Source organism: Pseudomonas sp. JL23, assembly GCF_056933585.1.
This window is the reverse complement of the sequence record NZ_CM167795.1, coordinates 2,253,096-2,274,484: the sequence shown is the minus strand read 5'-3', so window position 1 is coordinate 2,274,484 and position 21,389 is coordinate 2,253,096. Positions and strand designations below refer to the sequence as shown.

The following is a 21,389-nucleotide window of genomic DNA, read 5'->3' as shown; positions in this document are numbered from 1 at the left end:
CCATGAGCACATTCTTTTCCAAACCTTCACGCGGCCTGCTGCTGGCCGCCCTGGGCCTGGGCTTTCTGGCCGCCTGGGCCTTGCTGCACGCCGAAAGCCAGCTCGACATCCTCTTCCTCGGCATCGCCGTTACCGTCGTTACGCTGCTCTCGGGTCGCCTGGGCCTGGCCCGCTCCCTGGGCAGCAGTGCCGCCGGGCATCCGCGTCTGTTGGGAATGGGCTGTATTGCCGGGGTGCTGATCCTGCTCGGGGTGTTCCATGACGAGCATTTCGCCCTGTTGCTGCTGGCCACGGTACTGATCTACAGCGTTGCCTGCCTGGGCCTGAACGTGCAGTTCGGCTATGCCGGCATCGTCAACTTTGCCGGCGCTGCGTTCTTCGGCATCGGCAGCTACACCGCAGCGATGCTGGCGTTACACAGCGGCGTGCCGGATCTGCTGGCGATCCTTATCGCCGGGCTGGTCGCCGCCGCCCTGGGCTCGCTGCTGATCCTGCCGGTGCTGCGCACTCGCGGGCACTACGCAGCGCTGGTCACCATTGCCTTCGGCATCCTGTTTCGCACCTTTATGGAGGTCAATGACAGCTTCGGCGGCCCGCAAGGCCTGCGCATCCCCAGCATGACCCTGTTCGGTATCGACCTGGGCGAAAGCCTGGAATGGGGCGACAGTGAAATCTCCTTCTACGCCAACTTCGTGATCCTGGCGCTGATCCTCTGCACTGCGGCCTTCTGGATGGTTCGCCGTCTCGAGCGCTCCTGGCTGGGGGTGGCCATGGACATGGTGCGCACCGACGAGATCTCGGCGTCGGCATTCGGCATTCGCATCGCCCGCACCAAGGTCATGGCCTTTGTGTTCGGCAACTTCCTGATCGGCGTCGCCGGTGCCAGCTATGGCCTGATGACCGGCTATGTGGCGCCCAACAACTTTACCTTCGGTGACTCGCTGATCCTGGTCTCGATCGTGATTCTGGGCGGTATCGGCAACCCGTGGGGGATCATTCCGGCGGTGGCCATCGTCATGATCCTGCCGGAGAAACTGCAATCCATTCAGGAATACCGCTTCCTGCTCTACGGCCTGCTGGTGATCGCCATCCTGCTGTTCCGCCCGCAAGGCCTGCTGCCGCGCAAGGTTCGCCAATTCTTCCCGGGGCGCTCATCATGAAACCACTGTTGCAGACTCGCGGCCTGACCATGCGTTTTGGCGGCCTTACCGCACTGGACGGCCTGGACCTGGACATCGCGCCCCAGGAAATCCTCGCCCTGCTGGGGCCCAACGGCTCGGGCAAGACCACCTGCTTCAACGTCATCACCGGGCTGTACAAGGCAAGTGCCGGCAGCGTGCGCTTTGGCGGCGAAGACCTCAGCGGCCGCTCGCCACAGACGGTCTACGGCCACGGCATCACCCGCACGTTCCAACGCCTGCGCCTGTCGCTGCCCCTGACCGTGTTCGACAACGTGGTGATCGGCAATACCCGTCACCTCGACGAAAGCCTGTGGTTCAACCTGTTCCGCCGCCAGGCCTTCAAGCGCCAGCACGGCGAGATGGTCGAGCGCGTGCACCAGCTGTTACAGACTTTCAATGCCGGGCTGGCCAACAAGCTCTGGGAGCCGGCCCTCAACCTCAGCATGCTGGACCGGCGCCGGGTGGAAATCTGCCGGGCGCTGATCAGTGAACCGCGCCTGTTGCTGCTCGACGAACCGTCAGCGGGCATGACCCACGACGAGACCAATGAGTTGATGGACGATGTGCTCAAGGTCCGGCAAAGCGTGGCGCCCTTTGCCATCGCCCTGATCGAGCATGAAATGAACCTGATCCAACGGATCTCCGAACGCTGCGTGGTGCTTAACTATGGCAAGAAAATCGCCGAGGGCCCTTACGCCGACATCATCAAGGACCCACAGGTCCAGGTTGCCTACCTGGGCAAGGAGTGAGCCATGTCCCTTCTGAGTGTCCAACGCATCGCCACCGCCTACGACCGCATCGACGTCATCCATGACCTCTCCCTGGAACTGGAAGAAGGCCATATCACCTGCATCCTCGGCGCCAACGGCGCGGGCAAGAGCACGCTGATCCGCTCGATCCTCGGGCTGACCCCGCCCAATCGTGGCGAGATTCTGTTCAACGGTGAGTCCCTGCTAGGCCTGCCGACCCACCGCATCATCGCCAAGGGCATCGCCTGCATACCCGAAGGACGCAAGATCTTCCCGAAGATGACGGTGGCGGAAAACCTGCGGGTCGGCGCCTACCAGATCAGCGATGCGGCGGAAATCGCCCGGCGCGCCGACGAGGTCTATGAGCTGTTCCCGCGCCTCAAGGAACGCCGCGAGCAACTGGCGGGAACCATGTCCGGTGGCGAGCAGGCCATGGTGTCCATTGGCCGTGGGCTGATGGCCAAGCCGCGCCTGCTGATCATCGACGAACCCTCCCTGGGTCTGTCGCCGCTGTACGTGAAGGAAAATTTCCGCATCATCGCCGACATCGCCCAACTGGGCATCAGCGTGCTGCTGGTGGAGCAGAATGTGCACCAGACGCTGGCGATCTCTCATTACGGCTTCGTGCTGTCCCAGGGGCGCATGGTCGCTCAGGGCGATGCGCGCAGCCTCAGCGAAAACGACGAAGTCCAGGCCGCCTATTTCGGCTGACCTCTACCAGGAGTCCATGTGATGAACCTCAATCTCGATCCGGTACAGCTGACCCAGACGCTGGTCAGGATCAACACCATCAACGCCGGCAATACCCCGGGTGATGAGTCCCACTGCACCCGCTACCTGGCGCAACTGCTCGAACCCTACGGATTCCACTGCACCCTGACCGAGCTGACGCCCGGCCGCGCCAGCCTGATCGCGCGTATCGGCGACAGTGACAAAGGCCTGCCCCTGGCCTTCACCGGCCATGTCGATGTGGTGCCCCTGGGCGATGCGCCCTGGACCCAGGCGCCGTTCGGCGGCGATATCGTCGACGGCAAGCTCTACGGACGCGGCAGCAGCGATATGAAAGGCGGTGTCGCCGCGTTCGTCTGCGCTGCCATCGCCTGCAGCCCGCAACTGGCCGGGACCGCAGGGGTTACGCTGATCATCACCGCAGGCGAGGAAACCGGTTGCGAAGGTGCCTTCCACATGGCCGAACAACCGGGCCTGCTGCAACCGGCCGGAGCCTTGTTGGTAGCGGAACCGAGCTACAACAATCCGTTGGTCGGACATAAAGGCGCGTTGTGGCTCAAGGCCAAGGCCACGGGCATCACCGCCCACGGTTCGATGCCGCAGCATGGCGACAACGCCGTGTACAAGATCGCCAAGGCCGCGCTGGCCCTGCAAGCCTTTACCTTCGACTGCCCGCCGCATCCGCAGATGGGCAGCCCGACCCTCAACGTCGGCCTGATCAAAGGCGGCCTGAACGTCAATTCGGTGCCCGATGCCGCCGAACTGACCATCGACATCCGTAGCGTCGCCGGGCAGTCCCATGCGCAGATCCAGGAGACGTTACAAACACTGCTGGGAAATGACATCAAACTGGAAATCATGATCGACCTGCCACCGGTCTACACCCCGCCCGAGTCGCCCTGGGTGCAGCGGATCATGGCCCTGGGCGGAACCACACAAACGCCGGGCACCGTGACCTATTTCACCGATGCCGCAGCCCTGCTGGCACCGCTGGGCAATCCGCCGACCCTGATACTCGGGCCGGGGGAAACCCACTTGGCGCATCAGACAGACGAGTACTGCGAAGTGGCGAAAATCGAGAAGGCCTGCGAGCTTTATCAGCGCATGATCCTCGACTGGTGCCAGCCATGAGCGGCTGGCACGACGACGATCTGGTCCGCCTGAGCGCCAGCGAAGCCGCACGACTGCTGCAACAACGCAGCCTGAGCGCCGAACGCCTGCTCCAGGCCTGCCTGCAACAGATCGACCAGCGCGAACCCCAAGTGCTGGCCTGGTGCGCCCTCAATGCCGAGGCCGCCCTGGCCCAGGCTCGCGCCCTCGACGCCGGCCCCATCACTGGCCCGCTGCATGGCCTGCCGCTGGCGGTCAAAGACCTGTTCGACACCCAGGACTTTCCCTCCACCTACGGCTCGCCGATCTATAACGGGCAGCAACCCCAGGCCGATGCCGCTGCCGTTGCCCTGTGCCGGCAGGCCGGGGCCATCGTGCTGGGCAAGACGGTGACCACCGAGTTCGCCACCTTTACCCCCGGCCCGACCCGCAACCCGCATAACCCGGCGCACACGCCGGGTGGCTCGTCCAGCGGCTCGGCGGCGGCGGTGGGCGCACAGATGGTGCCGCTGGCGTTGGGCACCCAGACCGCCGCGTCGATCATTCGCCCCGCCGCCTATTGCGGTGTGGTCGGTTTCAAGCCGAGCTTCGGCCTGATACCCCGCGCCGGGGTCAAGAGCCTCAGCGAGTCACTGGACACCATTGGCGGCTTTGGACGCAGTGTTGCCGATGTCGCCCTGCTGACCTCGGTCATGGCCGACGCGCCCCAGTGGCGCGAATTGCACCTGACCGGCAAGCCGCGCATCGGCCTGTGCCGCACGCCCAACTGGCATGCCGCCAGCGCCAGCAGCCGTGAGGCCCTGCAAGGAGCGGCTGCGCGCCTGCGCCGGGCCGGTGCCGAGGTGGTCGATATCGAGCTGCCCGCCAGCTTCACACCATTGGCCAAGGTCCACGACCTGATCATGTGGGCCGAAGCCTTCAAGGCCCTGGCCTTTGAACGTCTCTGCCATCCGCAGCTGTTGAGCGACAACCTGCGCCAGCGCCTGGCCATCGGCGAGCAGATCGACTTCGCGCAAAACCGTTACAATCACGCCCGCCTCGCCGAGGCCCGCAGTGATCTGTCGCTGGTGTTTGCCGACTGCGACCTGCTGCTTACCCCCAGTGCCTGCGGTGAGGCCGAAGCCGGTCTGCAACGCACGGGTGATCCGCTGTTCTCCCGGGCCTGGAGCGCCCTCGGCTTACCGAGCCTGCACCTGCCGACGGGCGTTGGTCCGGCGGGACTGCCACTGGGCGTACAGTTGATCGGCCCCGAAGGCAGCGATGCGCAAACCCTGGCTTTTTGCAATTGGGCAGAACAACACCTGAAACAATAGAAGGACTGAACATGCAACTCGCCTCCGCGTCAGCCCCCGGCAAAGAACGCCCGGAAGGTCTCGCCGAACGCATCTATGCCCAGCTCAAGCAGGACATATTCGAGTTCCGCCTGCTGCCCGGAGATCGCTTCAGCGAAGGCGAGATTGCCAAACGCATGAACGCCAGCCGCACGCCGGTGCGCCAGGCCCTGTTTCGCCTGGAACAGGAGCACTATCTGGAAGTGCACTTTCGTGCGGGCTGGCAAGTGCGTCCGTTCGACTTCACCTTTTTCGAAGAACTCTACGACGTGCGCATCGTGCTGGAGCAGACCGCCCTCAAGCGCATCTGCGAACACAACGCCCCGGGTCAGCAGGAAACCCTGCAGGCCTTGCTGGCGATCTGGGATGTAGCGCCCAGCCTGCGCTCAAGCGATGCCCACGAGCTGATCCTCCTTGACGAACAGTTCCACGCCAGCCTGCTGAACCTGGCCGGTAACGCTCAGATGGCGCGCATTCACGCCGAGCTGTCCGACAAGATCCGCGTCATCCGCCGCCTCGACTTCACCCAGCAGGCGCGAATCGACACCACCTATGCCGAACACACGCAGATTCTCAACGCTGCCCTGCAACGCCGCTCGGAAGAAGCCCAACGGCTGATCAAGGCGCACATCGAAGTGAGCAAGGCCGAGGTGCGCAAGATCACCCTGCATATGTTGCACAGCGCTCGTGTGCGCAGTGAGGAAGTGAAACCGCTGTAATCTCGCTGTCTGCATAGACTGGGCTGGGCAATTGCGCGAATGGCGTATCATGGCCCTTTGTCTACGCCACGGATCTTCGCCATGCCCAGCCAGTCGCTCCCCTCCTCGTCCCGCTCCTGGGCCTTCTGGTACAAACCAGTGTTGTTCCTGCTGGTCGCGGTGATCGGCCTGTACTACGTCAAATGGTCGCCGTATTACCTCAAGTCTTTCGTCGCCGCCGACAGCCACAGCATTGGCGGCTCGATCATCAACGACAACCCGGCTTCGCCTATCGCTGCGGCTCTGGCCTATGCCCAGGTGTATTTCCTGGCGATCTGGAAGGCTGCGGTACTGGCCGTGATCCTCGGCTCGCTGGTGCAGGTGTTGATCCCTCGGGACTGGTTGCTGCGGGTGTTTGGCAAGGCCGGTCTCGGCTCCACCCTGCGCGGCGGCCTGTTCGCCCTGCCGGGCATGATGTGCAGTTGCTGCGCGGCGCCGGTAGCAGCCGGGTTGCGGCGGCAGAATGTGTCGGTGGGTGCGGCCCTGGCGTTCTGGATCGCCAACCCGGTGCTCAACCCCGCGACCCTGATCTTCATGGGTTTCGTGCTCGGCTGGCAATTCAGCGCCTTGCGTCTGGTGGCCGGGGTCGTGCTGGTACTGGGTGTGTCACTATTCGCCCAGCACATCTCTCGGCCCGAGATCCTGCCGGAAGCCGCCGTCGAGGCCGTCGAGGTTGCCAGCGCGGCAGATAACAGCAGCCTGCTGACGCGCTGGATGCGCACCCTGTGGCAGCTGTTCTGGACCACCATCCCGATCTATGTGCTGGCGGTGCTGATTCTCGGCGCAGCGCGGGTCTGGCTGTTTCCCCATGTGGACGGCGCCATGGGCAATGGCTGGCTGTGGCTGGTGCCCCTGGCGATTGTCGGCACCCTGTTCGTAATCCCCACGGCGGCGGAAATCCCCATCGTGCAGACCCTCATGGGCCTGGGCCTCGGGACCGCCCCAGCAGTGGCGTTGCTAATGACCCTGCCGAGCGTCAGCCTGCCGTCGCTGTTGATGCTGCGTAAATCCTTTGATAGCCGGGTGCTGGTGGCCGTGGCGCTGCTGACCATGCTGGTGGGCATTGTCAGCGGGATTGTGGGTGGGTTGTTGCTGTAGCAAAGCACGAGGTGATCCAACGGTCCAGATGAGCATCAGGCACGGCGCCGCTGGCGCAAATACTCCCTGACCGCCCCATGATCGCCGGCAAACTCGATGCGCTTGGCCTTGCTGTCGCGCTGGTAGGCGTACATCGGGTCGTAGTATTCGTTGAGCAAGACTTCGATCCACTGCCGGTGGCCATTCACCTGCCCCGTCGTCTCCTGTACCTGCAGAGCGCTGTCCATGATCGCCGCCAGGCGCTGATAGCGCTCACCGCCCAGGCGTTTGAGGTTGCTCGCCAGACTCTGGCGCAGACGCTCGGCAAAGGCACTGAATCCGGCTTCCACGCCATGGGCCGCGATGAACTCGGCGCACAGGTCGATCACATAATCCTTGAGAATCCGTTCCACGCGGTGTTCGACACTGTCTTGCAGCCAGACCATCGGCGCGGCTTGCATCTGCCGGAACAGCGATAAAGGCACCGCGCGGCTGCCGATGGCACGGCCCTCATCCTCGAGCACGAGAGTCTCGGCGCCGCGATGGCGCTTCTTGAGGATGTCCACGGCCAGGGCATTTTCGAAGTCGATCTGCCCCGGCTGACCGCTGACACGTTTGCCGAAACTGGAGCCGCGATGGTTGGCGTGGCCTTCAAGGTCCAGGCCATTGTCCAACTCGACCAGCACCTCGGTCTTGCCGGAGCCAGTCAAACCGCCAACCAGCAACAGCTCACACGCTTGCACCGCCTGATCGGTAGTCTCGATGAGAAAGGTGCGCATCGCCTTGTAGCCGCCCAGCACCCGAGGGTACGGGACACCGGCAATATCCTTGAGCCATTGCTGGGTGATCTGCGAGCGCAGGCCACCACGAAAACAGTACAGATAACCTTCAGGCTGGCGCCGGGCAAACTCGGCCCAGGCCTCGATACGCGTCTGCTGAATATCACCGCTGACCAAGCGGTGCCCCAGTTCGATAGCGCTCTGCTGCCCCAGCTGCTTATAGGCAGTGCCAACCGCCTCGCGCTCGGCGTCGTTCATCAGCGGCAGATTGATGGCCTGGGCAAAGGCGCCCTTGATGAACTCCACTGGCGCACGCACGTCCATCAGCGGGATGTCGTTGAGGAAGATGTGCTGCAGGTCGGCGCTGTTATCGCGCATCAGAACACCTCGACGGCATGGGTCTGTCGCTCGTTCAGGGTGCCGATGGGACGCAAAGCCAGGCCCAGTCCGGCGGCCACTTGCAGGAACTCCGCCTCGCCCTCCGGCGCCACCGCAACCAACAGGCCACCACTGGTCTGGGGATCGCAGAGCAGATTTTTCTGCCCCTCAGTCAACGGGCCGATGCGCTCGCCGTAGCTGTCGAAATTGCGCTGGGTGCCACCCGGTACGCAGCCCTGTTCAAGGTAATAATCGACACTGGCCAGACGCGGTACGGCGCCGGCCTCGATGCGCGCGGTCATCTGACTGCCGTCGGCCATTTCCACAAGATGACCGAGCAGGCCAAAACCGGTGACGTCGGTCATCGCCTTGACCCCGGCCAGCTTGCCGAAGCGGCTGCCTGCGGTATTGAGGGTGCACATCTGATCCCGGGCCAGACCCACATCGGCGTCACGCAGCAGGCCTTTTTTCTCGGCAGTGGTAAGCACGCCGATGCCCAGGGGTTTGGTCAGATACAGGATGCAACCGAGGGTGGCGGTGTCGTTGCGCTTCATGAAACGCTTCTCCACCAGGCCCGTGACCGCCAGACCGAAGATCGGCTCCGGCGCATCAATGGAATGCCCGCCCGCCAGAGGAATACCAGCGGCATCACAGACTGCGCGGCCGCCGCGGATCACTTCACGGGCAATTTCCGGAGCCAGCAGATTGACCGGCCAGCCAAGAATGGCGATGGCCATGATCGGATCACCGCCCATGGCGTAGATATCGCTGATGGCGTTGGTGGCAGCAATGCGGCCGAAATCATAGGGATCGTCGACGATCGGCATAAAGAAGTCAGTCGTGGAGACCACGCCGCGTTCCTCATCGATGGCATACACCGCCGCGTCGTCGCGCGAAGCATTGCCCACCCACAACTTCGGATCGAGGTTCTGCGCGCCACTGCCAGCGAGGATCACTTCCAGCACCTTGGGCGAGATCTTGCAGCCGCAACCGGCGCCGTGGCTGTACTGGGTCAAACGGACCGGTTCACTCATGGGATACCCCTTTGTCTATCGAGGGGCAGCATTCTATCAGAGCGGGGAACACGCCTTGATGAAGGCGCCCTGCGGTAGGGCTGAGCCCTGCCAATCACCCTGAGACTCGCGGCGCTCCAATACTAGGGCCTGCTACAGTTGTATCCTGGCCCGTCGCCGTCTAGGGGCCGCATCCCCCTACCCCGACTGAGCGCAGAATCGTGAAAATCGTTACCCGTGACCAATGGTTTGCAGTGCACAAACGCGCCGACGGCGTCAGCCTGATCCACGAGCCGTGGATACGCCCGTTTTATCGCTGCAACCTCTGGCACATTCAGGGCCGCGACCGCGACGTACTGATCGACACAGGGTCGGGCGTGGTCAGCCTGCGCGAGCAATTGCCCTGGCTGACCGAGCGACCGCTTCTGGCAGTGGCAAGCCACACCCATTTCGACCATATCGCCGGGCATCACGAATTCAGCGAACGCCTGGTGCACCCGGCCGAAGCCCATATCCTCGCGACGCCAACCCGGACCGCGACCCTGGCCGATCCCTATGTGGGCGACGATATGTTCGAAGCCCACCCGGACTGCCCGCTGTGCTACAGCGAGTACCAGGTCAAGGCCGCCCCGGCCAACCGCCTGATCGACGAAGGCGATGTCATCGACCTGGGCGACCGCGTGCTGCAAGTCCTGCACACCCCCGGCCACTCACCCGGCGGCATCAGCCTGTGGGAAGCCAGCACCCAGACCCTGTTCAGCGGCGACATCATCTACGACGGTCCCCTGATCGACGACGCCTACCACTCCGACCTCGACGACTATGCCAATAGTCTGCAGCGCTTGCGGAAACTGCCGGTGCGTACCGTGCATGGCGGGCACTTTGCGAGTTTCTCCGGGGAGCGCTTGAGGGGGATGATTGATGAGTGGTTTAAGTGAAGGGCGGGCGTTTTTAAGGCTTGCAGCGGCGTTTTTTGAGTGCCTGGCTTCCCGGTAGCGTTACTGAAAACACACATGAGCATTCCCTGCACGGAGAGAAAGCCTGGCGTTTTAACGCCGTTTACCGTGGTCTGAATTTGGACTATTATCAGACCAGTACTCACCGTCAGGACCAGCGTCGCCCCCATGAGCGGGTCGGCTTGGCTTAATTACGAATGATCAGAGGCACCGACTTATGCGAGTCGAAACTATCAGCTACCTGAAAAAGAACGCGGCAACGCTGGACGTTTCTGAGCCCATGGTGGTTACCCAGAATGGCCTGCCGGCCTATGTGATCGAGTCATACGCAGAGCGCAAGCGTCGGGATGAAGCGGTCGCCTTGATCAAGCTGATGGCCTTCGCATCACGCGACAAGGAGCAGGGAAAGCTCATTTCGAGCGATACCCTCTTGAGTCGACTGGCCCAGCGTTGCCATCGATACCAAGAGGAAACCGATGGTGAAGTTTAAGATTCAATACGCTTCAACCGCCGAACAAAGCCTGTACTCCCAGATCACACACCTCCAGCCGCACATCGGGAACAACGGCGCAGAGCAGAAACTCTCCCGCTTGATCCTGGAGGTTGAAGGCCTGCTTTCCAGCAATCCCCTCGCCTTCCCCATCAGCCCGCAAGCAAGTCTGTTCGGTATCACTCAATATCGAGAACTGAACCACGACGGCTATCGCATCTTCTATGAATGCTTCGAACCCGAGAAGCTGGTCGTAGCTGGCCTGGTCCTGGCGCAGAAGCAGAGCGTGGAAGATCAGTTGATCCATTACTGCCTGATGTTCGACAGGTAGCGCCCTCAGCGCAGGGGCTGCTTGCTCGATGGCCCCCGGAGAAGCCAGCCCGGTTTCCATTCGTTTGCGTCACGCTTGCGCCGCTTGCTTGCGATCAAAGCTCCTGCCTTCCTGATAAACTATGACATCGTTACCCCGTATCCTGATCTGCGCCGAGTACTTCGCTCACCGTTTTTGTTCTTGCGTCGCGTGATCGTTCCCCATTCCCCGTTGCTACATTGCCGATTTCGAGTGCTTAATTTCAGCAACGACGCCAAAAAACTGCTGAAAACGGGTTATTTTTGCTACAAAACGACTGACGAAAATGCCACCAGATATTACAGCTAGCCCTCGTAACACAAGGCCTGAGCCCTCCAGACGCTTCAGCGTTGCACCCATGATGGATTGGACAGATCGCCACTGCCGCTTCTTCCTGCGCCTGCTCTCCAAGCACACCCTGCTCTACACCGAGATGGTCACCACCGGTGCCTTGCTCAATGGCGATAGCGAGCGTTTTCTGCGTTATCACCAGGATGAGCACCCGCTGGCGTTGCAGTTGGGTGGCAGTGTGCCGGGCGATTTGGCGGCGTGTGCGCGGATGGCGCAGGATGTCGGGTATGACGAGGTCAACCTGAATGTCGGCTGCCCCAGCGACCGGGTGCAGAACAATATGATCGGCGCGGTGTTGATGGGTCATCCGCAGGTGGTGGCTGATTGTGTCAAGGCCATGCGCGATGCGGTATCGATCCCGGTCACGGTCAAGCATCGCATCGGCATCAACGGTCGGGACAGCTATGAGCAGTTGTGCGAGTTTGTTGGCACTGTGCGCGAGGCCGGGTGCACGAGTTTTACCGTGCATGCGCGGATTGCCATTCTCGAGGGGCTGTCGCCCAAGGAAAATCGCGATATTCCGCCGTTGCGCTACGATGTAGTCGCGCGCCTGAAGGCGGATTTCCCGGACCTGGAGATCATTCTCAATGGCGGAATCAAGGCCTTGGAGCAATGTCACGAGCACTTGAAGGTGTTCGACGGTGTGATGCTCGGGCGCGAGGCCTATCACAATCCGTATGTGCTGGCCGACGTCGATCAGCAGCTGTTTGGCAGTTCGGCACCGGTGATTTCCCGGGCTGAGGCGCTGTCGGCATTGCGGCCCTATATCGCCGAGCATTTGCGCACCGGCGGCGCCATGCATCACATCACCCGCCATGTGCTGGGGCTGGGTACGGGCTTCCCCGGGGCTCGGCGTTTCCGCCAGTTGTTGTCGGTGGATATCCACAAGACCGACGACCCCCTCGGCCTGCTGGATCAGGCGGCACAACTGCTCGAAGGCCGGTGAAGGGAACAAGTGGCGGATGCGGGGCTCCAACCCTGTCTGCGTTTGCGCAAAAGCGCGCCACGAGAATCAGTTATGCCGTTGTCGGTTTCAGCCTTGAGCGACCGATAACGCTGGAGTAATGTCACTCAACCTATAGGACAGAGCACGCTCATGACTTCCAAGCTGGAACAACTCAAACAGTTCACCACGGTTGTCGCAGATACTGGCGATTTCGCTGCCATCGAGAAGATCAAACCCGTCGACGCGACGACCAACCCGTCCCTGCTGCTCAAGGCGGCGTCCAGCGAAAGCAACGCAGAACGCCTGAAAGCCGCGTTCGCCGGCAGCAAGGGCGATATCGGCCTGGCTTGCGACCGTTTCGGCGTAGCCATCGGCCAGGAAATCCTCAAGGTCGTGCCGGGCCGTGTTTCCACTGAAGTGGATGCCCGCCTGTCGTTCGACGAAGAAGCCTGCTACGCCCGCGCCAACCGCCTGGTCGGCCTGTACGACGAAGCCGGTATCGGTCGCGAACGCATCCTGATCAAGCTGGCCTCGACCTGGGAAGGCATCCGTGCCGCCGAACGTCTGGAAAAAGAAGGTATCCAGACCAACCTGACCCTGCTGTTCTCCTTCGCCCAGGCCGTAGCCTGCGCCGAAGCCGGCGTGTTCCTGATCTCGCCGTTCGTCGGTCGTATCTATGACTGGTACAAGAAGGCCGAGGGGAAGGACTATGTAGGCGCTGAAGATCCGGGCGTACAGTCGGTCACCCGCATCTACAACTACTACAAGAAAAATGACTACAAGACCGTGGTCATGGGCGCAAGCTTCCGTAATCTGAGCCAGATCGAAGAACTGGCCGGTTGCGATCGCCTGACCATCAGCCCGGACCTCCTGCACAAGTTGGCCGAAGACACCGGCACCCTGCAGCGCAAGCTGACCCCAGGCACCACCGGTGAAGCCAAGGCGGCGCAGAAGCTCACAGAGAGCCAGTTCCGCTGGGCCTCGAACGAGGACGCCATGGCCACCGAGAAACTGGCTGAGGGCATCCGTCAGTTCGCCCGTGACCAGGAAAAACTTGAAGCGCTGCTTTCCGCAAAGGTTTGAGTGCATGACAAGAAGGGCGGCACCTTTGCAGGTGCCGCCCTTTTTTGTGCCTGCCGGTTACGCTGCTTGTGTGGGACCGGCTTTAGCCGGGAAGACAATATTCAAGACGATGAATATGGAGCGGCTGTCCCGATCCCTTCCCGGCTAAAGCCGGTCCCACATAAAGCCAGCATGACAGTGGATCAACGCTGCCCTTCCAGGGCATTGACCAGATCATGAAACGCCTCACGATTGGAGTCGTTCAAGCCCATGAGGATTTTGTGCGCTTCCAGTACCTTGGCCTTGACCACGTCTTCGCACTGGTCCTGGGACGGCAGGTCCGTCAGGCACTCTGGGCGCGGGATAGGTCGGTCGACGATGTTGAACACCTGATCGAAGCCCATGGACTGCAACAGTCGCGTGATGTCTTCGTGGGTGGTGACAACGGTGGGCAGCAGCCCGACCTTCTGACGAGACAAAATGGAGAGCTTGGCCAGCAGGCCAAGGGTTGTGCTGTCAATGCTGCGGGTTTCGGTCAAATCTATCACCACGGTCGAAAAATTCAACGCGGTGAAGATTCGCTCGATAGTCGCATCCAAAGCCGAGCACAGTGTCAGACGTACTTCACCCACGAACTTCAGGACAAAGGTGCCTTCCTGCTCGGCAAACTGGATTCTACCGGTACTCATTAAAGGTTCCTGCTCAACACTAACAAGGCGATATCATCCGGCATCTCCCCTAGCGTGGCCAATCCAAAAATCTCACGCAGACCATCCAGGCTGCCGCCCGCCGTTTTCACCAGTTCAGGCAAAATGGCTTCTTTCTCTTTGAGTGTATCACCGGGCAAAAGATCCAGAATGCCATCTGAGAGTAATGTCAGACTAAAGGACTCAGGCAAGTCCAGTACATGATCCTGGTAAGTCGCTTCGTTGAACAGCCCCACCGGTAGGCCACGGCCTTCAAGGTAACGGGATTCACCCGGAGTGTACAGAACCGGCAGTGGCAAATGGCCGCCAACCGCATAGGTCAACTTGCCGCTTTCCTCGTCAATGACCCCACCGACCATGGTCACATGCTTGCCCAGCTTGCAGCTGATCAGGCCACGGTTGATATGCCCCAGCACTTCTGAAGGCTGGAACTCCGGCAAGGTGCCACCGCGCCTGGATTCGAACAGCAGGCGCGTGGTCATGAACTTCAGCAGTACGGTAATGAATGCTGAAGAAGCACCATGCCCGGACACGTCAGCCAGATAGAAAGCCACGCGGCGTTCGTCTACACGGAAGTAGTCGACAAAATCGCCGGACAAATACAGCGACGGAATGATTTGGTGGGCGAACTGAAACTCGTCGATGCTCCACGGGCTGGTCGGCAGCATGTTCATCTGCACCTGACGACCGGCGTCCTGATCTTCCTGCAACAGGTGCAGGCTGGCTTCCAGTTCGCGGTTGGCCGTTTCCAGCTTTTTGCGGTACTGCTGGTTCTCGACCAGCAAGCGCGCACGATCCAACGCCCGACGAACCGAGTGCTCGAGCACTGCGAGGTCTTCCAGGGGTTTGATCAGGTAATCGGCAGCACCCAGGCGCAAGGCTTCGACCGCATCGTTCATGACACCAGCACCGGAAACGACGATAACCGGCGTTTCCGGGGCGATTTCAGTCACCTGACGAATCAGCTCAAGCCCGCCCATTTGCGGCATGCGCAGGTCGCAGATCAACAGATCCGGCTTTTCCTGCGTGAATATCTGTACGCCCTGCATGCCGTTGCTGGCCTGCAGGACGTTGAAGCCACTGTCTTCCAAATAGGCGGCGAGACTCGCGCGCACCACTTCGTCGTCATCGATTATCAGTAGCGTGGCACTGGTTTTTTGCATGTGGGCAAACGGCGCCAGAGTAGGTTGGCGTAGACGGCAGAACGTCTACTGGATTCGCTTCTAGCCTCTCGGTCACTTCGGGGATCGTACTTTGGATCCCATTGCGTCGAAGTTTCAGAGGTGCCCTTCAAGGCGCAGACGGTACTCCCATCCGCCGGGCGTTTCAAGCATGCGGCTGCCCTCGCCTTGTGTCTTTACATCGCAAATCGCCGGGAGTTATAAGAACCCATAAATCAGCAATGAAAAGTAAAGGACGCATCATGAGCTCCAATGATCGCAACTACGAAGAAAAACGAGATTACATCCGTATGCGCGTTGATGCCGACATCAACCTTCTGTATGCAGGCCAGATCATTCCTGCCGTATGCATTGATCTATCGAGCTCGGGCATGCAGGTTCAGGCGCCCAAGGCGTTCAAGGTCGGCGACAAGGTCAGCGTGAGAATCGACTCCGACCACCCGGCATTACGTGGTCTGGAAGCCGATACTGAAGTCGTCTGGCTCACCGACGACGGCGCAGGTGCCCAGAAACTGGGCCTGAATATTCTCGCCATGAAGTGAGCGCAAGCGGAACGGGTTCACAATTTCTGACAAAAAAAGGCGACCCTCGGGTCGCCTTTTTTATGCCGTCACGACTCAGAAATCGTCTTTGACGTTGCCGTCCTGAACTTTGAACTCACGGTTCTGCAGGTAGGCATTGCGGATGAAGATGTATTTGTCGCCGGTGATCAGGCGCTCAGCCGACAGCAGGCTGGCACGAGTGTCGACCAAATTGATGCCGAACATCGTGTTGCGGGCCGACATGTCGTTCATGTACGGGTACGGACCGGTGTAGCTGTCCGGGTACTTGGCAACCGCGTCACGCACGGTGCTTGGGCCCAGCAGCGGCAATACTACGTAAGGACCGCTCGGTACCCCCCAGCGACCCAAGGTCTGGCCGAAGTCTTCGTCACTGCGCTGCAGGCCCATCTTGGTGCCCACGTCGATAAAGCCCAGCAGACCGAAAGTGGTGTTGAAAATCAGGCGGGCAGTGTCAACACCGGCCGCCGCCGGCTTGCCCTGCAGGACGTTGTTGGCCAGGTTTTTTACATCGCCGATGTTCTGGAAGAAGTTGTGTACGCCGTCTTCCACGAATTGCGGGGTGATGTACTGATAGCCCTGGGCGATAGGTTTCAGGGCGTAGGTGTCGACGGTGTCGTTGAAGCGGAAGATCAGGCGGTTGGCGCCTTCCCATGGATCTTCGTCTGCAGCCTGGGCGGCCAGGGGAACCAGCGCTACTGCTGCGCAAAAGCTCAGTTGCGCAAGACGATTGAAAAAGCCTGCACCGGTCAAGGGCATAGCCGACACTCCTAGTTATCATTACGAAGCGAGCGCCATGCCCCTTCAAGTTGTCGCGAAGTATAAAGCCTTCTGCGAGTAATTAGGCAGACTAGCGCAAGCTCAAGCCTGTCAATTGAACAAACAGCGTTTAAATATCTGACTTGCCGTGGTCACGCCACTGTCATCCAGGTCCCGTAGCGTGCAGAGGTATTTTTTTCCAAGAGATGACCATGCTCGCACCTGCCGCCGCTCCTCTGCCCGCTTTCACCGCGCTGCTTTTCGGCCTGAGCGGCTGCCTGGTCGACTTTGGCGCACAGGCAGCACGGCAGATTATCAAAGCAACACCCGGGCAACCGCCCCGGGAGCTGCAATCCCAGGCCGAAGCCACACCCGGCGCGTTGAATGCATTGCAAGGTTTGAGCCGCCAGCAGATTCCCTGCGCCTGGCTGGATGAACTGCCTGAGTCGGTAACCCAAACCCTGGCCGCACCTTTGCCGATCTGGATCAAGGCCGCCCCCCCGGCCCGCAACCCTTGGCCCGCGCCGGATGCCTGCTGGCAGGCGCTGATTGAACTCAAGGTGGCGCAACTGGATGGCTGCGTGCTCATCAGCGGTGACCCACGCCTGCTGCAATCAGGGCTCAACGCCGGTCTCTGGACCATTGGCCTGGCGTCCTGCGGGCCGTTGTGCGGGCTGTCGCCGGAGCGGTGGCAGGCCCTGCCCCAGAGTGAACGCGAACACCTGCGCGGCCAGGCCACGGTGCAGTTGTACAAGCTCGGCGTGCACTCGGTGATCGATCACCTGGGCGAACTGGAATACTGCCTGAGCGATATCGCCCTGCGCCGTAGCAAGGGCGAAAAGCCCTGATTGCTGATCAACATCATGCGCTCGCCCCCGGAGTGGATTAGTCTTAACCCCTGTATGGACTTTTCGCCTCAGGCCAAGGTCCATGGATTGACTGATCACTGAAGGAGCACCGCATGTCTGCCCGCGAACTACAAGACCAACTCAACGCTTTAAGCGAGCAACTGGATCAAAATCCGCCACTTTCTGAAGAAGAGCGCCAAAACCTGCTGACCCTGATGGCTCAGATCAAATCGGAAATCGAACTGGAAGCGGCCACCAAGGAGTCCAACCTGGTCGATCAAGTCAATCGGGTCATCGAACGCCTTGAGGTAGAGCACCCGGCCATCGCCGGCGCCTTGCGCAATATCGTGATGACCCTGGTCAATATCGGCGTCTAGGCCGCATCTGTGGGAGCGAGGCTTGCCCGCGAAGCAAACCTGAAACACCGCACCAGGGCCTCCGCGGGCAAGCCTCGCTCCAACGAACACACCTCTGTCAGTGCTTACTGCCGCGCCAACCGGCGGTTATCCACCACCAGCGCTTCGGTGCTGCGATAGGGGTTGATATCCAGCCCGCCACGGCGCACGTAGCGCGCATACACCGTCAGTTTCTCCGGCTTGAGCAGATGTTGCAGGTCGAGAAAGATCCGCTCCACACACTGCTCATGGAAATCCGAATGCTGGCGGAAGCTGACGATATAGGCCAGCAGGCTGGCGTGATTCAATGCCGCACCGCGGTACTCCACCGCCACGCTGCCCCAGTCCGGCTGACTGGTCACCGGGCAGTTCGATTTGAGCAGGTGACTGTGCAGGCTTTCTTCGATAATCCGAGAGTCATCACAGCGCAACAGCTCAGGCTGCGGCCGGTCATAGCTGCTGACCTGAATATCCAGTTCATCGATACAGGCACCCGGCATTGCCGCCACGCCCTCAGCCTCGATATCGGCCAGGTCGCGAATACGCACGCTCACCGGTTTGCCTGCGGCGGCGGACAGGTCCGTCTCCAGCGTCGCCTGCAGGGTAGTGCGATCGGCAAACACCGTCTGGTTCAAGGAGTTGAGGTACAACTTGAAGGACTTGGACTCGATGATATTCGGCGAGTCTGCCGGGATGCTGAACTCACCGATGGCCACCACCGGCTTGCCCGACGGCAGCAGCCAGGACAGCTCATAGCAGTTCCAGAAATCGACACCCTGATACGGCAGGGTCTGCGCCGTCAGGCCCAGTTCAGCCCATTTCGCGGCGCGCGCAATGGGGAACAGCAGGGACGGCGTGTAAGTGGCGATGTATTCACTGGATTTGCCCAGCGGCGAGTGTTCGGCTGCGGGATGCATACGGGACCTGGATTGCAACGAAATAGACCGCGCAGTTTATAGCCTTCTAGTCATCAATTGTCAGCCGCCCGACCATCCCCGCCTGATAATGCCCCGGAATATTGCAGGCAAACTCCAGATTGGCGGCCTTGGCGAAAGTCCAGGTAAGCTCGGCGGTCTTGCCCGGCTCGACAAATACGCTATTGGGGTCGTCATGTTTCATACCGGGCATATCGCCATGCCCGCTGTCCATGTGTTGCATACCGGTGGGCGTCAGCATGCCGCTTTGCACCATCTTGAGCATTTCCTGTTGGTGATGGGCGTGCATCGCCGCGTCACCCAGGTTGAACTCATGCAACAACTGCCCCTTGTTGACCAGCACGAAACGCACGGTCTCGCCAACCTTGACCTCAACCGCCTTGGGCTCGAAATACATGTCACCCAGGGTCAGCTCGATGGTACGTGTGGCCTGGCTGGCCGGTGCGGCATGACCGAAAGCAAAGCTGGTAGCCGATGAAGCCAGGGACGGCAGACTGATAGACAACAACCCGGCGACCAACATGGCGCGTGCAAGCAACCTCATGGTTTTTCTCCAAATGAGCGACAATCATGGGCTGAGGTTAATGGCCTGGGACTGGCAGTCACCTGACGGCGAGATTACAACTTTGTCAGCTTAACGCCCTGCCCGCGCTGTCCGCGTATAAAGCCCCCTTTGCGACCTGCCACGAGTCATCCATGAAATTACTGATCGTCGAAGATCAAGCCAAGACTGGCCACTACTTGCATCAGGGCTTGAGCGAAGCCGGTTTCAGCACCGAGCTGGCCAGCGATGGCATCACCGGCCAGCACCTGGCCCTGACCGGCGACTATGCCCTGCTGATTCTCGATGTCATGCTGCCCGGTCGCGACGGCTGGCAGATTCTTCAGGCCGTGCGCAGCGCCGGGCTGGACACACCGGTGCTGTTCCTGACCGCCCGGGATGCCGTGGAGGACCGGGTTCGCGGCCTGGAACTGGGCGCTGACGACTACCTGGTCAAGCCGTTTGCCTTTTCGGAACTGCTGGCCAGAGTGCGCAGCCTGTTGCGCCGGGGCAGCAGCGCCCCGCAGGAAACCAGCCTGCAACTGGCCGACCTGCGCCTGGATCTGCTGCGCAGGCGTGTCGAACGCAGCGGCAAGCGCATCGACCTGACCGCCAAGGAATTCAACCTGCTGGAGCTGTTGCTGCGCCGTCAAGGTGAGGTGCTGCCCAAGTCTCTTATTGCCTCACAAGTGTGGGACATGAATTTCGACAGCGACACCAATGTGATCGAAGTGGCGATCCGCCGCCTGCGCCTGAAGATCGATGACGACTTCAGCAACAAACTGATCCATACCGTGCGCGGCATGGGCTATGTGCTCGAGGAGCGCCCGGCATGATCGCCCGCCTGTCACTGGGCAGCCGCCTGGCCCTGCTGTTCGCCGCCGCTACCGCCGTGGTCTCGCTGTTGGCCGGAGTATTGTTCAATCAGGCCAGCGAGGCCCATTTCATCGAACTCGATCAGCAACTGCTCGACAGCAAGCTGGCAATCCTGCGTCCCCTGCTGCAAGACGTGCATACCGCAGCGGATTTCGCCCAGCGCCAGCCGCGCATAGAGCATGAACTCAGCCGCCAGCCGGACCTGGCGCTGCGGGTCAACGGCGCCGATGGCACGCTATGGTTCGATAGCTCTTCCAACCCGCCGCGCAGCCTGTCCAGCCACTCCGGTCTGCATACGTTCATGAGCGCCGAGGTGGCCTATCGCACCTATAACGTGCCCCTGCAAACAGACGCGCCCGACTCACCGCAACTGACGCTGCTGCTGGATATCACCCATCACCAACACTTTCTGCAACGCATGCAGCAGTTGATCTGGCTGACCGTCGGCCTGTCGGCATTGGCCACCGCCCTGCTCGGGGTCTGGGCCACACGCAGCGCCCTGCGACCGTTGCGGCAAATGAGTGAAATTGCAGCCAGTGTCTCGGCCAGCTCCTTGACCACGCGTCTGCCCAATACCGAAATGCCCAGCGAACTCGCCGAACTGACCCAGGCCTTTAACGCCATGCTGGCCCGCCTGGACGATGCCTTTCAGCGGCTCTCGGCGTTTTCCGCCGATATCGCCCATGAGCTGCGTACGCCGCTATCGAACCTGCTGACCCACACCCAGGTGATCCTGACCCGGCCACGGGCCGTGGAGGATTATCGCGAGGCACTGCTGGGCAATCTGGAAGAGCTGCAAGGCATGGCGCAGATGGTCAATGAAATGCTCTATCTGGCCAAGGCCGATCACGGCCTGCTCACCCCGGCGCGGCAGAGCCTGCACCTGGCAGACGAAGCCGATGCCCTGCTGGAGTTCTTTGCGCCACTGGCCGAAGAGGCTCAGGTTCAGTTGCTCAGAGAAGGTAAGGCTACGTTGCAGGGCGACCGCACCATGCTGCGCCGGGCGCTATCCAATCTGCTGGATAACGCCCTGCGCTTCACCCCGTCGGGAGGTTCGGTGACAATGAAGATGGCGCAGACGGCCAAAGGGGTGGAGTTGAGCATCAGCAACGACGGCTCGACCATCGCACCGGAGATTCTGCCGCGCCTGTTCGACCGCTTTTATCGGGCCGATCCGGCGCGTCAGGAAGGCAGTGAACACGCGGGGCTGGGCCTGGCGATCACTCAGTCGATCATTCGTGCCCACGGCGGCAGCATTCGCTGTGAGTCCGCGGCGGGCACTACACGCTTTCTAATCGAGCTTCCTGCCTGAACAAAGCAGCCGCGTG

The 21,389-nt window shown here is 61.0% G+C and carries 24 protein-coding genes; 17 read left to right on the top strand and 7 right to left on the bottom strand.

What is annotated here, in order from left to right:
- Positions 1–2 precede the first annotated feature (2 nt).
- The 7 genes from AC1Z24_RS10690 (at position 3) to AC1Z24_RS10660 (ending at position 6,956) form a co-directional block, all read left to right on the top strand.
- Positions 3–1,160 (top strand): branched-chain amino acid ABC transporter permease, encoded by a 1,158-nt coding sequence (locus tag AC1Z24_RS10690; protein WP_483745612.1) that lies wholly within the window; start codon positions 3–5, stop codon positions 1,158–1,160.
- Entirely contained in the window at positions 1,157–1,930 is a 774-nt protein-coding gene (locus AC1Z24_RS10685) for an ABC transporter ATP-binding protein (RefSeq protein ID WP_259100511.1), read from the top strand. The genes AC1Z24_RS10690 and AC1Z24_RS10685 overlap by 4 nt, the downstream gene beginning before the upstream one ends.
- 3 nt (positions 1,931–1,933) lie before the next feature.
- The gene (locus AC1Z24_RS10680) at positions 1,934–2,641 is read left to right on the top strand and encodes an ABC transporter ATP-binding protein (protein ID WP_483745611.1); all 708 of its coding nucleotides are present in this window, start codon (positions 1,934–1,936) and stop codon (positions 2,639–2,641) included.
- 21 nt (positions 2,642–2,662) lie between these two features.
- Positions 2,663–3,790, top strand: coding sequence for a M20 family metallopeptidase (locus tag AC1Z24_RS10675; RefSeq protein ID WP_483745610.1), 1,128 nt, complete (start codon positions 2,663–2,665; stop codon positions 3,788–3,790).
- Complete coding sequence (locus tag AC1Z24_RS10670) at positions 3,787–5,082, top strand: amidase (RefSeq protein ID WP_483745609.1); 1,296 nt, start codon at positions 3,787–3,789, stop codon at positions 5,080–5,082. The genes AC1Z24_RS10675 and AC1Z24_RS10670 overlap by 4 nt, the downstream gene beginning before the upstream one ends.
- An 11-nt stretch (positions 5,083–5,093) precedes the next feature.
- Entirely contained in the window at positions 5,094–5,819 is a 726-nt protein-coding gene (locus tag AC1Z24_RS10665) for a GntR family transcriptional regulator (protein ID WP_259100517.1), read from the top strand.
- A gap of 81 nt (positions 5,820–5,900) precedes the next feature.
- Positions 5,901–6,956 carry a permease gene (locus tag AC1Z24_RS10660; RefSeq protein WP_483745608.1) on the top strand — a complete coding sequence of 352 codons (1,056 nt, stop codon included), beginning with the start codon at positions 5,901–5,903 and terminating at the stop codon, positions 6,954–6,956.
- 35 nt (positions 6,957–6,991) lie between these two features.
- Here the strand turns inward: AC1Z24_RS10660 and mnmH are convergent, their stop codons facing one another.
- Positions 6,992–8,092, bottom strand: a complete 1,101-nt coding sequence (mnmH, locus tag AC1Z24_RS10655; protein WP_483745607.1) for a tRNA 2-selenouridine(34) synthase MnmH — start codon at positions 8,090–8,092, stop codon at positions 6,992–6,994.
- Entirely contained in the window at positions 8,092–9,126 is a 1,035-nt protein-coding gene (gene selD / locus AC1Z24_RS10650; RefSeq protein WP_483745606.1) for a selenide, water dikinase SelD, read from the bottom strand. The genes mnmH and selD overlap by 1 nt, the downstream gene beginning before the upstream one ends.
- A 200-nt stretch (positions 9,127–9,326) precedes the next feature.
- Here selD and AC1Z24_RS10645 point away from each other — a divergent pair, with 200 nt between their 5' ends.
- The 5 genes from AC1Z24_RS10645 (at position 9,327) to tal (ending at position 13,280) form a co-directional block, all read left to right on the top strand.
- Entirely contained in the window at positions 9,327–10,043 is a 717-nt protein-coding gene (locus AC1Z24_RS10645) for an MBL fold metallo-hydrolase (protein ID WP_483745605.1), read from the top strand.
- A 235-nt stretch (positions 10,044–10,278) separates the two neighbouring features.
- Positions 10,279–10,551 carry a type II toxin-antitoxin system Phd/YefM family antitoxin gene (locus tag AC1Z24_RS10640; protein WP_259100522.1) on the top strand — a complete coding sequence of 91 codons (273 nt, stop codon included), beginning with the start codon at positions 10,279–10,281 and terminating at the stop codon, positions 10,549–10,551.
- The gene (locus tag AC1Z24_RS10635; protein ID WP_483745604.1) at positions 10,541–10,882 is read left to right on the top strand and encodes a type II toxin-antitoxin system RelE/ParE family toxin; all 342 of its coding nucleotides are present in this window, start codon (positions 10,541–10,543) and stop codon (positions 10,880–10,882) included. The genes AC1Z24_RS10640 and AC1Z24_RS10635 overlap by 11 nt, the downstream gene beginning before the upstream one ends.
- 304 nt (positions 10,883–11,186) lie before the next feature.
- Positions 11,187–12,197, top strand: a complete 1,011-nt coding sequence (gene dusA / locus AC1Z24_RS10630) for a tRNA dihydrouridine(20/20a) synthase DusA (RefSeq protein WP_483745603.1) — start codon at positions 11,187–11,189, stop codon at positions 12,195–12,197.
- Between the two features lie 150 nt (positions 12,198–12,347).
- Positions 12,348–13,280 (top strand): transaldolase, encoded by a 933-nt coding sequence (gene tal, locus AC1Z24_RS10625; protein ID WP_483745602.1) that lies wholly within the window; start codon positions 12,348–12,350, stop codon positions 13,278–13,280.
- A gap of 182 nt (positions 13,281–13,462) precedes the next feature.
- Here the strand turns inward: tal and rssC are convergent, their stop codons facing one another.
- Complete coding sequence (rssC, locus tag AC1Z24_RS10620) at positions 13,463–13,948, bottom strand: anti-sigma factor antagonist RssC (RefSeq protein WP_259100600.1); 486 nt, start codon at positions 13,946–13,948, stop codon at positions 13,463–13,465.
- The gene (gene rssB, locus AC1Z24_RS10615; protein ID WP_483745601.1) at positions 13,948–15,129 is read right to left on the bottom strand and encodes a two-component system response regulator RssB; all 1,182 of its coding nucleotides are present in this window, start codon (positions 15,127–15,129) and stop codon (positions 13,948–13,950) included. Before rssB ends, rssC begins: the two co-directional genes overlap by 1 nt.
- Before the next feature lie 260 nt (positions 15,130–15,389).
- Here rssB and AC1Z24_RS10610 point away from each other — a divergent pair, with 260 nt between their 5' ends.
- Positions 15,390–15,689 (top strand): PilZ domain-containing protein, encoded by a 300-nt coding sequence (locus AC1Z24_RS10610; RefSeq protein ID WP_259100605.1) that lies wholly within the window; start codon positions 15,390–15,392, stop codon positions 15,687–15,689.
- 75 nt (positions 15,690–15,764) lie between these two features.
- On the opposite strand, the gene AC1Z24_RS10605 is transcribed toward AC1Z24_RS10610, so the two are convergent.
- On the bottom strand, positions 15,765–16,466 hold the full coding sequence (locus tag AC1Z24_RS10605) for an MlaA family lipoprotein (protein WP_483745600.1): 702 nt from the start codon (positions 16,464–16,466) through the stop codon (positions 15,765–15,767).
- Between the two features lie 212 nt (positions 16,467–16,678).
- On the opposite strand from AC1Z24_RS10605, the gene pcrP reads away from it, so the two are divergent.
- On the top strand, positions 16,679–17,314 hold the full coding sequence (pcrP, locus tag AC1Z24_RS10600) for an HAD superfamily inactivated hydrolase PcrP (RefSeq protein ID WP_259100609.1): 636 nt from the start codon (positions 16,679–16,681) through the stop codon (positions 17,312–17,314).
- A 113-nt stretch (positions 17,315–17,427) separates the two neighbouring features.
- Positions 17,428–17,691, top strand: a complete 264-nt coding sequence (locus AC1Z24_RS10595; protein ID WP_483745599.1) for a DUF4404 family protein — start codon at positions 17,428–17,430, stop codon at positions 17,689–17,691.
- A gap of 104 nt (positions 17,692–17,795) precedes the next feature.
- On the opposite strand, the gene queF is transcribed toward AC1Z24_RS10595, so the two are convergent.
- Together queF and copI are read right to left on the bottom strand one after the other, a co-directional pair.
- Positions 17,796–18,626 (bottom strand): NADPH-dependent 7-cyano-7-deazaguanine reductase QueF, encoded by an 831-nt coding sequence (gene queF / locus AC1Z24_RS10590; RefSeq protein ID WP_483745598.1) that lies wholly within the window; start codon positions 18,624–18,626, stop codon positions 17,796–17,798.
- Between the two features lie 46 nt (positions 18,627–18,672).
- Positions 18,673–19,188: a copper-resistant cuproprotein CopI gene (gene copI, locus AC1Z24_RS10585; protein WP_483745597.1), complete on the bottom strand. Its 516-nt coding sequence runs from the start codon at positions 19,186–19,188 to the stop codon at positions 18,673–18,675.
- A 152-nt stretch (positions 19,189–19,340) separates the two neighbouring features.
- Here copI and AC1Z24_RS10580 point away from each other — a divergent pair, with 152 nt between their 5' ends.
- Both AC1Z24_RS10580 and AC1Z24_RS10575 read left to right on the top strand, forming a co-directional pair.
- Positions 19,341–20,021, top strand: coding sequence for a heavy metal response regulator transcription factor (locus AC1Z24_RS10580; RefSeq protein ID WP_483745596.1), 681 nt, complete (start codon positions 19,341–19,343; stop codon positions 20,019–20,021).
- Positions 20,021–21,373, top strand: a complete 1,353-nt coding sequence (locus AC1Z24_RS10575) for a heavy metal sensor histidine kinase (RefSeq protein ID WP_483746593.1) — start codon at positions 20,021–20,023, stop codon at positions 21,371–21,373. Before AC1Z24_RS10580 ends, AC1Z24_RS10575 begins: the two co-directional genes overlap by 1 nt.
- Positions 21,374–21,389: the final 16 nt, after the last annotated feature.

Coding starts and splice junctions, on each gene's coding strand:
- rssC (WP_259100600.1), bottom strand. CDS start 13,948: ATGAGTACCGGTAGAATCCAGTTTGCCGAGCAGGAAGGCACCTTTGTC.
- AC1Z24_RS10595 (WP_483745599.1), top strand. CDS start 17,428: ATGTCTGCCCGCGAACTACAAGACCAACTCAACGCTTTAAGCGAGCAA.
- AC1Z24_RS10690 (WP_483745612.1), top strand. CDS start 3: ATGAGCACATTCTTTTCCAAACCTTCACGCGGCCTGCTGCTGGCCGCC.
- AC1Z24_RS10605 (WP_483745600.1), bottom strand. CDS start 16,466: ATGCCCTTGACCGGTGCAGGCTTTTTCAATCGTCTTGCGCAACTGAGC.
- AC1Z24_RS10665 (WP_259100517.1), top strand. CDS start 5,094: ATGCAACTCGCCTCCGCGTCAGCCCCCGGCAAAGAACGCCCGGAAGGT.
- tal (WP_483745602.1), top strand. CDS start 12,348: ATGACTTCCAAGCTGGAACAACTCAAACAGTTCACCACGGTTGTCGCA.
- pcrP (WP_259100609.1), top strand. CDS start 16,679: ATGCTCGCACCTGCCGCCGCTCCTCTGCCCGCTTTCACCGCGCTGCTT.
- dusA (WP_483745603.1), top strand. CDS start 11,187: ATGCCACCAGATATTACAGCTAGCCCTCGTAACACAAGGCCTGAGCCC.
- rssB (WP_483745601.1), bottom strand. CDS start 15,129: ATGCAAAAAACCAGTGCCACGCTACTGATAATCGATGACGACGAAGTG.
- AC1Z24_RS10580 (WP_483745596.1), top strand. CDS start 19,341: ATGAAATTACTGATCGTCGAAGATCAAGCCAAGACTGGCCACTACTTG.
- AC1Z24_RS10640 (WP_259100522.1), top strand. CDS start 10,279: ATGCGAGTCGAAACTATCAGCTACCTGAAAAAGAACGCGGCAACGCTG.
- AC1Z24_RS10675 (WP_483745610.1), top strand. CDS start 2,663: ATGAACCTCAATCTCGATCCGGTACAGCTGACCCAGACGCTGGTCAGG.
- copI (WP_483745597.1), bottom strand. CDS start 19,188: ATGAGGTTGCTTGCACGCGCCATGTTGGTCGCCGGGTTGTTGTCTATC.
- AC1Z24_RS10610 (WP_259100605.1), top strand. CDS start 15,390: ATGAGCTCCAATGATCGCAACTACGAAGAAAAACGAGATTACATCCGT.
- AC1Z24_RS10685 (WP_259100511.1), top strand. CDS start 1,157: ATGAAACCACTGTTGCAGACTCGCGGCCTGACCATGCGTTTTGGCGGC.
- AC1Z24_RS10670 (WP_483745609.1), top strand. CDS start 3,787: ATGAGCGGCTGGCACGACGACGATCTGGTCCGCCTGAGCGCCAGCGAA.
- selD (WP_483745606.1), bottom strand. CDS start 9,126: ATGAGTGAACCGGTCCGTTTGACCCAGTACAGCCACGGCGCCGGTTGC.
- AC1Z24_RS10680 (WP_483745611.1), top strand. CDS start 1,934: ATGTCCCTTCTGAGTGTCCAACGCATCGCCACCGCCTACGACCGCATC.
- AC1Z24_RS10660 (WP_483745608.1), top strand. CDS start 5,901: ATGCCCAGCCAGTCGCTCCCCTCCTCGTCCCGCTCCTGGGCCTTCTGG.
- queF (WP_483745598.1), bottom strand. CDS start 18,626: ATGCATCCCGCAGCCGAACACTCGCCGCTGGGCAAATCCAGTGAATAC.
- mnmH (WP_483745607.1), bottom strand. CDS start 8,092: ATGCGCGATAACAGCGCCGACCTGCAGCACATCTTCCTCAACGACATC.